Source organism: Bradyrhizobium glycinis (genome assembly GCF_016031655.1).
GTDB classification, from domain to species: Bacteria; Pseudomonadota; Alphaproteobacteria; order Rhizobiales; family Xanthobacteraceae; genus Bradyrhizobium; species Bradyrhizobium glycinis.
The window spans coordinates 16330-29034 of record NZ_JACCHQ010000039.1 but is presented as its reverse complement, the minus strand read 5'-3'; the positions used below and the strand labels follow the sequence as shown (position 1 = coordinate 29034).

10 protein-coding genes are annotated in these 12705 nt (G+C 63.0%); 7 read left to right on the top strand and 3 right to left on the bottom strand.

Annotated features, from left to right (window positions below; translation table 11 throughout):
• Positions 1-185: 185 nt before the first annotated feature.
• On the top strand, positions 186-1778 hold the full coding sequence (locus HZZ16_RS34175; RefSeq protein ID WP_197954875.1) for a YecA family protein: 1593 nt from the start codon (positions 186-188) through the stop codon (positions 1776-1778).
• Between the two features lie 250 nt (positions 1779-2028).
• Here HZZ16_RS34175 and rpmB read toward each other — a convergent pair whose 3' ends face one another.
• Positions 2029-2337, bottom strand: a complete 309-nt coding sequence (gene rpmB / locus HZZ16_RS34170; protein WP_197954873.1) for a 50S ribosomal protein L28 — start codon at positions 2335-2337, stop codon at positions 2029-2031.
• 539 nt (positions 2338-2876) lie between these two features.
• Between rpmB and HZZ16_RS34165 the strand changes: the two genes are divergently transcribed.
• From HZZ16_RS34165 to HZZ16_RS34145, 5 genes are all read left to right on the top strand, one after another.
• On the top strand, positions 2877-3686 hold the full coding sequence (locus HZZ16_RS34165) for a DUF3108 domain-containing protein (RefSeq protein WP_376707610.1): 810 nt from the start codon (positions 2877-2879) through the stop codon (positions 3684-3686).
• Positions 3687-4443: 757 nt separating this feature from the next.
• Entirely contained in the window at positions 4444-7866 is a 3423-nt protein-coding gene (locus tag HZZ16_RS34160) for a helicase-related protein (RefSeq protein WP_197954870.1), read from the top strand.
• A gap of 84 nt (positions 7867-7950) precedes the next feature.
• Positions 7951-8202, top strand: coding sequence for an RNA-binding S4 domain-containing protein (locus tag HZZ16_RS34155; protein ID WP_197954914.1), 252 nt, complete (start codon positions 7951-7953; stop codon positions 8200-8202).
• Positions 8203-8334: 132 nt separating this feature from the next.
• Positions 8335-8673 carry a ferredoxin FdxA gene (fdxA, locus tag HZZ16_RS34150; RefSeq protein ID WP_018643465.1) on the top strand — a complete coding sequence of 113 codons (339 nt, stop codon included), beginning with the start codon at positions 8335-8337 and terminating at the stop codon, positions 8671-8673.
• A gap of 344 nt (positions 8674-9017) precedes the next feature.
• Positions 9018-9842 carry a CarD family transcriptional regulator gene (locus HZZ16_RS34145; protein WP_197954868.1) on the top strand — a complete coding sequence of 275 codons (825 nt, stop codon included), beginning with the start codon at positions 9018-9020 and terminating at the stop codon, positions 9840-9842.
• 87 nt (positions 9843-9929) lie between these two features.
• On the opposite strand, the gene HZZ16_RS34140 is transcribed toward HZZ16_RS34145, so the two are convergent.
• Positions 9930-11318, bottom strand: a complete 1389-nt coding sequence (locus HZZ16_RS34140) for an adenylate/guanylate cyclase domain-containing protein (protein ID WP_246510634.1) — start codon at positions 11316-11318, stop codon at positions 9930-9932.
• A 33-nt stretch (positions 11319-11351) separates the two neighbouring features.
• Positions 11352-11723, bottom strand: coding sequence for a winged helix-turn-helix transcriptional regulator (locus HZZ16_RS34135; RefSeq protein ID WP_246510632.1), 372 nt, complete (start codon positions 11721-11723; stop codon positions 11352-11354).
• Positions 11724-11831: 108 nt separating this feature from the next.
• Between HZZ16_RS34135 and HZZ16_RS34130 the strand changes: the two genes are divergently transcribed.
• Positions 11832-12536, top strand: a complete 705-nt coding sequence (locus tag HZZ16_RS34130; protein ID WP_197954866.1) for a glutathione S-transferase family protein — start codon at positions 11832-11834, stop codon at positions 12534-12536.
• The last annotated feature ends 169 nt before the right edge of the window (positions 12537-12705 follow it).

Genomic DNA, 12705 nt, shown 5'->3' with positions numbered 1-12705 from the left:
ACGCACAATGCCTGTATCTTCTCCTTGGGGCGATCACCACGATATCGCGAGTTGACGCGTTGTAATGTGCATTTCCTTCGTCATCTTGCAGCACTGCTCTTCCGTTGATTGCTGAATGATTGTCTGCGTCTACGTTCTTCGCTCTCGAAAGACTCGAGCCGTATCAATTTGCTCTGGACCATTCGATGAAGGTCGGTCGAAACAAGCCATGCCCCTGCGGTAGCGGACGCAGATATAAGCATTGTCATGGCAGTTTGGCGCCGCCGTTATCTACGCGAGGAGTAGCGCGCATCGATCAAGCTGAAATCACGCGGCAGCTGGATCGAGTTAGGGCGCAAGAAAAAATCAGACAAGATCAGCAAGGGTTCGGTAGGCCTATCGTCGGCGTGAAGCACGGTGAGCATCAGATCGTAGCCGTGGGGAATACGATCTATTTCTCCGATAAATGGAAGACCTTCCCGGATTTCCTATCCGATTACATGAAGCAGAAGCTCGGCGTAGAATGGGGTAATGATGAAATAAAGAAGCCGCTTAAGGACCGACACCAGATTTTGCAATGGTATGACTACTATTGCCGCTATCAGCAAGAGACCATCAAGAGTCCGGGTGAGGTAAGCCAAGCAAGGGTTACAGGTGTTGTCGCCTGCTATCTTGGTTTGGCGTACAGCCTTTACTTGCTCGATCACAATGTCGAACTTCAGTCTCGCTTGGTCAAGCGTTTGAAGGATAGATCAAATTTCCAAGGGGCCTTTTACGAGCTCTTTGTCGCCAACATCCTAATCCGCGCCGGTTTTACTCTTACCTTGGAACAGGAGGAGGATGGAGCGAACAAGCATTGCGAGTTCGCTGCTGTCTCACGACGAACTGGCACGCGCTATTGGGTCGAAGCTAAAGCTCGTTCAGTGGTTGGAGTTCTGGGTAAAACTGACAAGGATGGCGGTCCCGATGCCGATCCACTGACGCGGTTGATACCCCACCTAAACCAAGCGCTAGCTAAACCCGCAGCGGACGAGCGGCTTATCTTCATCGATCTAAATACAACTCCGCAGTTCGATTCGAACCAAAAACCGACCTGGCATGATCGAGCCGTATCGAGGCTTGAGCGTTACGAAGACAAAGAGCTTGCAGAGGGGAAGACTGCGTACGTTTTCGTAACAAACATTGGATTTCATCGACAATTGGATGACGTCCCAGCACCAGTTGCAGTGCCATTTGGACTGGGAATAAGCGACTTTAACAAACCGGGCTACTTTCGTTTGTCAGAGGTATACAGACAACGGAAGCGACACGCTGACGCGTTTGAAATTGGGGAAATGTTTCTGAAGTGTCTGGTGTTTCCCTCAAGCTTTGATGGGCGCCTCGTATCTGGGAGTAAGCGCATTCTAATTGGTGAAACCTACTTTTTTGAAAACGCGGTTCCAGGAGGGCTGCTAGCAACGGTCAGTTCCGTCCATGTCAGCGAAGCAGATGGTAAGATCTATATAGGAACGGACAAAGGGCACGTTCTGAGTGAGGCAATGTCGGAAGCACAATTCGCCGAGTATAAGGCGCACCCGGACGCCTACTTCGGAAAAATCGTTTCTGTCAATGCGCCTGTGAAAGATGCCTACGAACTATTCGAATTTTTTATGCGCGCGTACAAAGACATTTCTCGTGACGACCTAATTTCTCGACTTGCTGGCGCTCTTAACACGGAACAGATTGAGAAGTTGAATGATGATGAGTTGCTTGCTGAGTACTGCGAGCAGTTGGTCTTCGCTGTACAGACTCATCGATAAAGGCGCGAAGTGTGGACTCCATCCAAACTCGCGTCTGTCGCAGTATGTGCCGCACCCTTCAGAGTAGTGTCGAAAACCAACCGCATTGATATGGATGCGCGAGGGCCAAGATAGGTATGAACCGGTGATCTCTGTAGCCCCACAAAACAAAAACGGCCGGATCTTCCGATCCGGCCGCTACTCGAACTCTTACTCGGCTAAGCCTACGCCACGCGACGCAACCTAGCCCCCGCCCTTAACGGTAAAACTCTCAGCTCGCCTGCTTTGCCGGCTGGGCTTCGCCGACCTTCTTCTGGATGGCGCGCTTCAGCTCGACCGCGCGCGGGGAGAGCGCATCGGTGCTCGCCTTGAGCAGGAAGGCGTCCAGGCCGCCATTGTGGTCGACGCTCTTGATCGCGTTGGTGGAGACGCGCAGGCGCACGTTGCGGCCCAGAGCTTCCGAGATGAACGTCACGTTGACGAGGTTCGGCAGGAAGCGGCGCTTGGTCTTGATGTTGGAGTGGCTGACCTTGTGGCCGACGAGGGGGCCCTTGGCCGTCAGTTCGCAGCGGCGAGACATGGCAGAAATCCTTTAGTTCGAACCCCCAACGAGTGCGGCCGCCATCTCAGGGCGCCACGGGGGCAAATTCTTCGTCCTTGCAGGGAGCGGGCGGACGTATAGGGGGGAAGGGACCGGACGTCAAGTTTTTGGGGCGGGGATTTGGGCCGCCCGGGTGGTGCGCACCCCCTCCCCCGCGCGCGGGGGAGGGTTGGGGAGAGGGCTCTCTCCGCGGCGGCGCAATCGCGGGTGTCCCCCAGAGGAGAAAGCCCTCACCCGCGCCTGCGGCGCGACCTCTCCCGCGCGCGGGAGAGGTATCGGAGCCCGCTTCACCCGATCACCAAAACGGCAATGATTGTCGCGCCTTACCATCACATAAAGGGCGTATTCGCCGCCGAAGAGTCCGGTGGAGTTCCCGGGGCTGGACGCCCCGACAGATTGTTTGCCGCGGTTTTTGGCTTAAGTAACAGCGCATCGCGCTCCGATTGGATTGTTTCGTGCTGACAACGTCCCCTTTTGCGCAAAAGCTGCGCCCGGCCCGCTCGCGCCTGGCGGTTTGGCTGCCTGCGCTGTGCGGTCTGGTCCTGGCGTCCGGCGTGGCGCCGGCGGCGGCGCAAGGCAAGCTCGAGGCGCAATATGAGGCGACGCTTTCGGGCATTCCCGTCGGCAAGGGCGCCTGGAACATCGATATCCAGGACGACGTGTTTGCGGCGGCGGCCTCCGGCGGCACGTCGGGGCTTTTGAAGTCGTTCACGGGCGGGTCCGGCACCGGCGCCAGCCAGGGGCGCGTCGTTGGTGGCGCGCTGGTGGCGACCGGCTACCAGGCCTCCACCACCACCCAGAAGAAGACCGAAGAGATCCGCATCACCCTCGACAGGGGCAATGTGAAGGATTTTGCCATTTTGCCGGAGCCGCCGGTCGATCCTGATCGCATCGTCGTCACCGAGGCGCATCGCCGCGGCGTGTGGGACCCGATGACGGCCTCGCTGCTGCGCGTGCCCGGCACCGGCGACCCCGTGTCGCCGGAGGCCTGCCACAACTCGGCGCCGGTGTTCGATGGCCGCATGCGCTACGAGCTCAAGCTCGATTTCAAGCGCATGGAGACCGTGAAGGCGGAGAAGGGGTACAAGGGCCCGGTCGTGGTCTGCGCGATCTATTTCGTGCCGATCGCCGGCTACATCCCGGACCGCCCCGTGATCAAATACCTCGCCGCCCAGCGCAACATGGAGATCGCGTTCGCCCCCATCGCCGGCACGCGCATCCTGGTGCCGTTCTGGCTGAAAGTGCCGACCCCGCTCGGCCCCGCGATGCTGGAAGCCACCAGCTTCATCACCGCCCCCCAGCCGCCAAGGGTCGCCAAGACGCAGTAGCGCTCTTAACCCTCCCCCTGCGCTCTTACCCTCCCCTGGAGGGGGAGGGTCGATCGCGCGCAGCGCGAGCGGGGTGGGGTGACGGTCTCTCCGCGACGAACGCTGCCCGTGGGGAGGAGATCACCCCACCCCGTCACGCAATCTCGCTTCGCTCGATTCCGTGCCGACCCTCCCCCTCCAGGGGAGGGTAAGAGCACTCCAGCAATATCAATCACTTAGCTACTGTGCATGGGGTTGTTTTCGCGACTTTTGTTTTGCAGCCCTCCGCCGGAGGGAATCCATTTGACTCCTCCCCGATTCTGATTCGACTCAAGGCCATCCCCAGCTTTAACCACCCCGCGCGCTTGTGCCCTCACGCAAAACTCCATCTAGTGCGCAACCAGGACGAGTCCCGCGACATGTTGCGTGAACGGAACGGGACTCAATTGGGAGTCAGCGATTCGGCCGCGATTCGTTCTAGAGTCGTTCCGAAGCTTAAGGCGAACGGGAAAAGCGTCGCAAAGTGAGACAGTTGCGCGGGATTTTTCTCCCTCGCCCCGCTTGCGGGGAGAGGGTTGGGGTGAGGGGGGTCTCCGCGGGGACGGTGAGAGATGGGTTCGCGGAGAGCCCCCTCACCCGGCGCTTCGCGCCGACCTCTCCCCGCAAGCGGGGCGAGGTGACTTCCAAGCGCTTCGCGCGTCAGCTTGCAACCAAGCCCCCTCACCGCCCCATCCAGCACTGACATTCGCCCAAATCGCCATTACCTATTCCCCCAGACATGGCTTTTTCCTCCTCCCCCTTCGCCTCCGAGCGCGCACCCGGTGCGGGCGTCACTGCGGTGCTCGGTCCGACCAACACCGGCAAGACCCATCTCGCCATCGAGCGGATGCTGGCGCATCCCTCGGGGATGATCGGCCTGCCGCTGCGCCTTTTGGCGCGCGAGGTCTACAACAAGATCGCCGCCAGAGCCGGCGAGGCCAGCGTCGCGCTCGTCACCGGCGAGGAGAAGATCAAGCCCAGGAATCCGCGCTATTGGGTCTCGACCGTTGAGGCGATGCCGCGGGATCTCGACGTCTCCTTCCTCGCCGTCGACGAGGTCCAGATCGCCGCGGATCTCGAGCGCGGCCACGTCTTCACCGATCGGCTGCTCAACCGCCGCGGCCGCGACGAGACGCTGCTGCTAGGGGCCGCCACCATGCGCCCGATCATCGAGCGCCTGTTGCCGGGCGTCTCCATGATCACGCGGCCCAGATTGTCGCAGCTCGAATTCGCCGGCGACCGCAAGATCACGCGCCAGCCGCGCCGCACCGCCATCGTCGCCTTCTCCGCCGACGAAGTCTACGCCATCGCCGAGCTGATCCGCCGCCAGCACGGCGGCGCCGCCGTGGTGCTGGGTTCGCTCAGCCCACGCACACGCAACGCGCAAGTAGCGATGTTCCAGAACGGCGACGTCGATTATCTCGTCGCCACCGACGCGGTCGGCATGGGCCTCAATCTCGACGTCGACCACGTCGCCTTCGCCTCCGACCGCAAGTTCGACGGCTACCAGTTCCGCCGCCTCACGCCAGCCGAATTCGCGCAAGTCGCAGGCCGCGCCGGCCGCGCCACCCGCAACGGCACCTTCGGCACCACGGGCCGCTGCGCGCCGTTCGAGCCCGAGCTCGTCAACGCGCTCCAGAACCACACCTTCGATGCCGTGAAGGTGCTGCAATGGCGCAATTCCAAGCTCGATTTCTCCTCGCTCGGCGCGCTCCAGGTCTCGCTGAACCTCGCCCCCGGCCACGAGACGCTGACGCGCGCGCCGATCGCCGAGGACATGCGCGTGCTCGATCACGCTGCCCGCGACGGCGAGGTGCGCGATATCGCGCATGGCAAGGCCGCGGTGGAGCGGCTGTGGGAAGCCTGCCAGGTGCCGGACTACAGAAAGCTGTCGCCGGCCGCCCATGCCGAGCTGGTGACGACGCTCTACGGTTTCCTGATGCGGAAAGGCTGCATTTCCGATTCCTGGTTCGAGGCCCAGGTCACCCAGGCCGACCGCATCGACGGCGACATCGACACGCTGTCGGCCCGAATCGCCCAGATCCGCACCTGGACCTTCGTCGCCAACCGCCCGGACTGGCTGAAAGACCCGGAACGCTGGCAGGGGATCACGCGGGAGGTCGAAAATAAATTATCGGATGCGCTCCATGAACGCTTGACGGAGCGTTTCGTTGATCGCCGGACCAGTGTATTGATGCGCCGCCTGCGGGAGAACACGAGCTTGAATACTGAAATCGGCAAGACCGGCGAAGTTATCGTCGAAGGCCATGTCATCGGCCGCCTCGATGGCTTCACCTTTGCACCGGATGCGGCGGAAGCCGGCTCCGATGCGAAAGCCTTGCAGGCTGCAGCGCAAGCAGTGCTCGCCGGCGAGATCAACGCGCGCGCCGAAAAGCTGGGCAATGCGCCGGACGAGCAGTTCGTGCTGACGTCCGAAGGCATCATCCGCTGGACCGGCGATGCCGTGGCGCGACTCGCCGCCGCAGACGACGCGCTGCATCCGCGCATCCGCATCATCTCGGACGAGCGCCTGACCGGCGCCCCCCGCGACAAGGTGCAGGCGCGGCTCGAGCTCTGGCTCAAGACCCATATCGAAAAGCTGCTCGGGCCGATGTTCGAGCTGTCGAAGGCCGAGGACGTCACCGGCATTGCCCGCGGCATCGCCTATCAGCTGGTCGAGGCGCTCGGCGTGCTCGAGCGTCCGAAGATTGCCAGCGAGCTGAAGGATCTCGATCAGCCCTCGCGCGCGACCTTGCGCAAATACGGCGTCCGCTTCGGCGCCTATCACCTCTATTTCCCCGGCCTGCTCAAGCCCGCCGCGCGTGCGCTCGCAGCGCTCTTGTGGGCGCTGAAGCAGGACAATGTCGATCTCTCCGCCCTCTCGGGCGCGCAGCATCTGGCCTCCTCGGGGCGCACCTCGTTCCCGGTCGACAAGGCGCTGCCGCGCGATGCCTATCGCGTGCTCGGCTACAAGCAGGCCGGCGAGCGCGCCGTGCGCGTCGATATCCTGGAGCGCCTCGCCGACCTGATCCGCCCGGCGCTGGCCTGGCGCGAGAATTCGCCGGGCGAAAAGCCCGCCGGCGCCTTCGACGGCCGCAGCTTCGTGGTCACGCAGGCCATGACCTCGCTCACGGGATCTGCCGGCGAGGACTTCGCCTCCGTGCTGCGTGCGCTCGGCTATCGCATGGAGAAGCGCCCACCGCTGCCGCCGAAGCCTGTCGCGACCGAGCAGGTCGTGACCGAGACTGTTACGGCCGAGACGCCGCCGGCTGAAGGCAGCGCGGAGACCTCGACCGAGGCTGCGACGGAGGCCGTTGCCGGCCTGCCGGCCGAGGCGCCGACCGCTGAGGCCGCCGCCGAATCCGTCACGGTCGAAGACGCGCCCGGCATGGAGCTGCACGACGAGCCGGCCCAGGACGAGCCCGCCCAAGAGGAGGCTCACGAGGAGCCGGCGCTGGAAGCTTCTGCGCCAGAGCCGGTCACGCCGGAAGATGCCCCCGGCATTGCACCGCCGGCCGAAGAGGCCGCAGCACCGGTTGATGCGGCTCCGGCCGAGACCGCCGCCGTCGAAGCCGCCGCTTCGCCCGATGCTGCCGCGCCGGTCGAAGCCGCAGTGACGCCTGCCGAGCCCGAGCTGATCGAGGTCTGGCGCCCTGCCGGCCGTCACGAGGATCGCAAGCCGCGCCACGAGCGCCATCGTCATCAGCGTCACCATCATCAGCCCCGTCCGCAGGCGGGTGCCGAAGCTGGGGCGCCCGCTGAAGGCGAGGCTGTGCAATCGGCCGACAGCGAGAAGCGCGGCGATCGCCATCGTCATGGCGGCGGCCATCGCCGCGATGGCGGCCGCGACTTCCGCAAGCCGCGTGAAGGCGGCGAGGGCGGTGAGCGCCGCGACGACCGCAATCGCAGCTTCCAGGGCAAGGGGGACCGCGACAAGGATCGCGATCGCAACCGCGACAACAAGAAGTTCGGCGGAGATCGCGACAAGGGCCGCGACAATCGTGGCCGCGACCGCGACAAGGGCCGTGACCGCCAGGGCGGTCCGTCACTGCGACCGTACGCGTCGAGCGCGAACCCGCGCGAGCGCGATCGTCCGATCGATCCGAACTCGCCCTTCGCCAAGCTCGCCGCGCTCAAGGAGCAGCTGGGGCGGAAGGAGTAACATAGCGTTTTCGAGCGAAGTGCGGAGCGGTTCGCGTGAAGAAAACGCGTCAAAAGGAATAGAGCCACGACCGAGCGGCAGCGCATCGACAAATGGCTGTGGCACGCGCGGGTGGTGAAGGCGCGCACCTCCGCGGCCGAGCTCGTCGTCACCGGCCATGTCCGCGTCAACGGCGTGCGCGAGACATCGCCGGGCCATGCGATCAAGGCCGGTGACGTCCTCACCATTGCGCTCGATCGCACCGTGCGCGTCCTGAAGGTCACCGCCTTCAACGAACGCCGTGGCGATGCCGCCTCGGCTCGCGTGCTCTACGAGGAGCTCGGGACGCGTAATTAATTGCGTCTGGTATTCATTTCTTGATCGATCAAACGCACAAAGCCGTCATGATCGGGCCTTCCTGACCTTGCGGCGCCCGGCCATCCGCGCTAGGCAAGCCGCGACTTCTAAAAGAGCTTTTCGGAGCGTTGGATGACTTACGTCGTCACTGAAAACTGCATCAAGTGCAAGTACACCGACTGCGTCGAGGTCTGCCCGGTCGACTGCTTCTACGAAGGCGACAACATGCTCGTCATCCATCCCGACGAGTGCATCGATTGCGGCGTGTGCGAGCCGGAATGCCCCGCCGACGCCATCAAGCCGGACACGGAACCGGGCCTCGAAAAGTGGCTCCAGGTCAACGCCGATTACGCCAAGAGCTGGCCGAACATCACCCAGAAGAAAGAATCACCCGCCGACGCCAAGGAATTCGACGGCATGGAAGGCAAGTTCGAGAAATATTTTTCTCCGAACCCCGGCTCTGGGGACTAATTCGCGCCCAAACTTAACCCTAATAGCGGCGCTGCCGCCGAAAACCAGCCCTCAAGACCCCTAAATCATTGATTTTTGCGGGAAATGTGCTATATTGAGCACATTAAGCCGAACCCCGTCAGCCCCGTTGGCCCCTCTGGGTTCCCGTGAAACCAAATGTCGAACAGGGGCGTGGCAGTTTCCGCGCGCAGGCTGTGTCACAGAAAACGCGTAAAAAGAGTACTTCAGCGAGGGCTTCCCATAAGGAGGCCAAAAAAGTCGCCGCGGCCAGCCGTAGCGCATCCAAGGGTCGGACCGCGACGAAGGCGCCGGCTGCAAAGTCCTCGAAGAACAAAAGAAGCGCAATGCCTAACAAGACTGCCAAACCGGCCGCGAAAGCGACCGCTGCCAAGCCTGCTGCCGCCAAGCCTTTGAACGTCAAGCCTGTGACTGCCAAGGCCCCCGCTGCCAAGCCCGCGACCAGGGCCCCCGTTGCCGCTGCGCCCGCCAAGGCTCCCGTCGCCGCCAAGCCGGCCGCCAAGCCCGCGGCTGCGCCGAAGGTCGAGGAAAAGAAGGTCGTGACCCAGCGTCAGGGCTTCAAGGCCAACGAATTCGTGGTCTATCCCGCTCACGGCGTCGGCCAGATCCTGGCCATCGAGGAGCAGGAGATCGCCGGTGCGAAGCTCGAGCTGTTCGTCATCAACTTCATCAAGGACAAGATGACGCTGCGCGTGCCGACCGCCAAGGTCGCCAATGTCGGCATGCGCAAGCTGTCCGATCCGGTGCTGGTCAAGAAGGCGCTGGAGACGCTCAAGGGCCGCGCCCGCGTCAAGCGCACGATGTGGTCGCGCCGCGCCCAGGAATACGAAGCGAAGATCAACTCGGGCGACATCGTCGCGATCGCGGAAGTCGTGCGCGACCTCTATCGCTCGGAATCGCAGCCCGAGCAGTCCTACTCGGAACGCCAGCTTTATGAAGCAGCGCTCGACCGCCTCTCCCGCGAGATCGCGGTGGTGCAGCACTCGACCGAGACCGAAGCGGTCAAGGAGATCGAGGCTCAGCTCGCCAAGAGCCCGCGCCGCACCAGCGCCAAGGCGGAAGCCGCCGACGGCGAAGCCGACACGGATGCCGAGGGCGATACCGACGATACCGATGGCGACGACAGCACCGTCGCCGACGAGGCCGCGTAAGCAGCTTCGTTCTGCGCAAGTCATCAAAAGCCCGGCCGTTGGCCGGGCTTTTTGCTTGGCTTTCCGACACCGCGGGCGAGTTCGGCTCTACGCGCCGCGCGGCTGGGTCCAGATCGAGATCGGCTGCTGAATACCGCGGACCGCCCGCGGCTCTCGCGCTTCCAATGACTGAAACGTTGCGGCTGCGTCGCCAAGCTCGGCCTTCGCCTGGCTGACGAGGTCGTCGCTTGCCACCAGCGCGCAATCGAAGGTGCGGGTCAAGGCTTCGAGGCGGCTTGCGACGTTCACGGTCGCGCCGATCACCGCAAATTCCAGACAGGTCTGCCCGATGTCGCCGAGCACCACCGGCCCATAATGCAAGCCAAAGCTCACATGAAGCGGCGGCTCGCCTGACGCTGCCCGCCGATCATTCCAACGGTTCGCAGCGACGATCATCGCCTGGGCACATCGCAGCGCGTTGCTGGCGTCGTGCTCGCCCGCGAAGGGCGTCCCGAACGTCGCCATCAATCCGTCCCCGAGATATTTATCGAGCGTGCCGCTATGGCGGAAAACCTCCTGCTCCATCAATCCGTGGAATTCCCGCAACGTCCGCACGACCTCCTGTGGCGAGCGCGCATCGGCAAAGGCCGTGAAGCCGACGATGTCGACGAACAGCACCGCGACGTGTTGTGTGCGCACCTGCTTCAACGGCTCGTCCTGCTTCGACAATTCCGCCACGACGTTCGGTGAGAAGTAGCGTGCGAGGTTGCCGCGCTCGCGCTCCACCGCGGCATGCCGCACCAAGAGGTCGTTGCTGCGGCGGACCGCGAGCGCCAAGGTCATGGCCACGATCAAGAAAACGACGATCTCCTGGATGCGAACGTGGAACACGATCGCGCTGGGCGAAATCATCGCAAACAAGCGCTCATCACTGCCCACTGCCGCTGCGATGCGGGCCGTCAGCGCAGGATCGCGATCGGGCTGCCACCAGACCCAGGCCACGCCGATCATCCAGAGCGCAGCTGTCCACACGCCGACCGCAATCATGGTCCGCCAAGTATAGGCCAATGTGGCCCCTGCGAGCAGTACGAAGAAATAGATGAAATTGCCGAAATGGTACTGCATCGCGACCGGCCAGTGCGAGGCTCCGAACGGATTGGGAACCACGAGGAGGCATGTGAGCAGCGCCAAGTCGCAAAACAGGAGCGCCAATTCCGGCCGTGACACGCCAACCCGCCCGACCCTGACCTGAGCCCAGCCGATCAGTGCGAACAAGCCGAGCAGCGCCACGTAGTAGAGCTGCTCCCAGGCCGGGTTGATCGCCAGCAGCAAGCAGCCGATGACGACGAGGGCGACATAGCGCGCCCGCACCGCGAGTTTCAGGCCCTCCCGCTTGGCGGACGTCAGCGCGGCCTGTGCGAACTGAACTGTTTCGGCATCGCGCTTGCTCGGCGCGGGCGAAAGCGCAACCAGCAGGTTGAAGCGCTCGACGAGCATGGTCACGGCAGTCTCCTCACGTGGGCCTTCGCTTCAAGTCCGCTGCGTCCTTGCCGGGACGCCGATTTCATCCCGACGGCCTTCTCCGTCAGCCGCCGCTGCAACCGACGTCCACCAGTTTCCCAAGGCATCGATCAACGGCACGAGCGCGTGACCGGCGGGCGTCAGATCGTACTCGACGCGCAGCGGATATCCGCCGAATTCAGTGCGGCTTACGATACCGGCATCTTCCAGCTTGCGAAGCTCGAGCGCGAGCATCCTGTGTGAGATGGTCGGATTGTCTCGGCGCAAGTCGCTGAAGCGCTTGGTGCCCTGCTTCAAATAGTAGATCAGCAGCGTCGGCCAGCGACCGCTCAGAATCTGCATCACTTCCTCGATGGGACATCTCGAAACGAGATCCTTCATCGGCACCTCCAGGTTACAAAAAAGTTCGTAATTTACTTGATGCGGCGAGCGACTAGGGTCGCGTCACCGCTGCGCAGCGTGATCATCAGAAATCACGGAGAATGGATCATGGACCCAATTCTACTCTACGGCTTCCCGAAGGGAAGCTCCATGGGGCTCGTTGCAGCTCTCGAATGGCTGGGCAAGCCATATCGGTTGTGCCGGGTCGACATGATGGGCGAGATGCGAAGCCCGTCATACGCCCGCATCAATCCGCGACATGAGACGCCGGTCTTCATCACCGAGGAGGGCGAGGTGCTGACGGAAACGATGGCGATCGCGGCCTGGTTAGAGGCCAGGGATGTCGAACGGCGCATCAGCTTCGATCCGCTGTCGCGGCAAACCGATCGCATGCATCAGCTCATGGCGTTCGTGAATACCGGTTTCACCGCCGCCTTTGCGCCGCTATGGGCCGCAATGGAAGCCGAAGCCATGGAGCCCGCCGCGAAGTCGGTCCTGCGCGCCTTCGGCACAGGAAGGGTCATCGAGCGCCATGACAAGCTCGAAGGGATGATCGAATCGCGGGAATTCCTGCTCGGCGAGCGGCCGACCCTTGCCGACGCCGTGCTCGTCGGCGTCGCGCGCTGGCTCGACTTCCACGCGGTTGCGGAGCGGAGCCGCTGGCCAAAGCTGGCGGCATTGCGAGCTCGCCTCGAAGCCGATCCCGCGGTCCTCTACGCCACCGCTCTGGAGGACGGCGGCTCTGATCCGGGAGCGGGATCGTGCACAGGTCACATCGCGCTGGCCGACGTGATCGCGCGGTTCGGCAAATAGCGGCCGGTGCGCCCGCCTCGTCCTTCGAGACGGCGCTTACGCGCCTCCTCAGGATGAGGCTCATCGGCATCAGTGCCCGTTGAAACTGCAGCCACGCACTCCGTCCTCATCCTGAGGAGCCCGCCTCAAGCGGGCGTCTCGAAGGATGGCGGCGGGGAATGCTCTCAAA

Bases quoted from the DNA above. Each gene is read 5' to 3' on its own strand.
- HZZ16_RS34175 (WP_197954875.1), top strand. From the start codon at position 186: ATGAAGGTCGGTCGAAACAAGCCATGCCCCTGCGGTAGCGGACGCAGA.
- rpmB (WP_197954873.1), bottom strand. From the start codon at position 2,337: ATGTCTCGCCGCTGCGAACTGACGGCCAAGGGCCCCCTCGTCGGCCAC.
- HZZ16_RS34160 (WP_197954870.1), top strand. From the start codon at position 4,444: ATGGCTTTTTCCTCCTCCCCCTTCGCCTCCGAGCGCGCACCCGGTGCG.
- fdxA (WP_018643465.1), top strand. From the start codon at position 8,335: ATGACTTACGTCGTCACTGAAAACTGCATCAAGTGCAAGTACACCGAC.
- HZZ16_RS34145 (WP_197954868.1), top strand. From the start codon at position 9,018: ATGCCTAACAAGACTGCCAAACCGGCCGCGAAAGCGACCGCTGCCAAG.
- HZZ16_RS34140 (WP_246510634.1), bottom strand. From the start codon at position 11,318: ATGCTCGTCGAGCGCTTCAACCTGCTGGTTGCGCTTTCGCCCGCGCCG.
- HZZ16_RS34135 (WP_246510632.1), bottom strand. From the start codon at position 11,723: ATGAAGGATCTCGTTTCGAGATGTCCCATCGAGGAAGTGATGCAGATT.
- HZZ16_RS34130 (WP_197954866.1), top strand. From the start codon at position 11,832: ATGGACCCAATTCTACTCTACGGCTTCCCGAAGGGAAGCTCCATGGGG.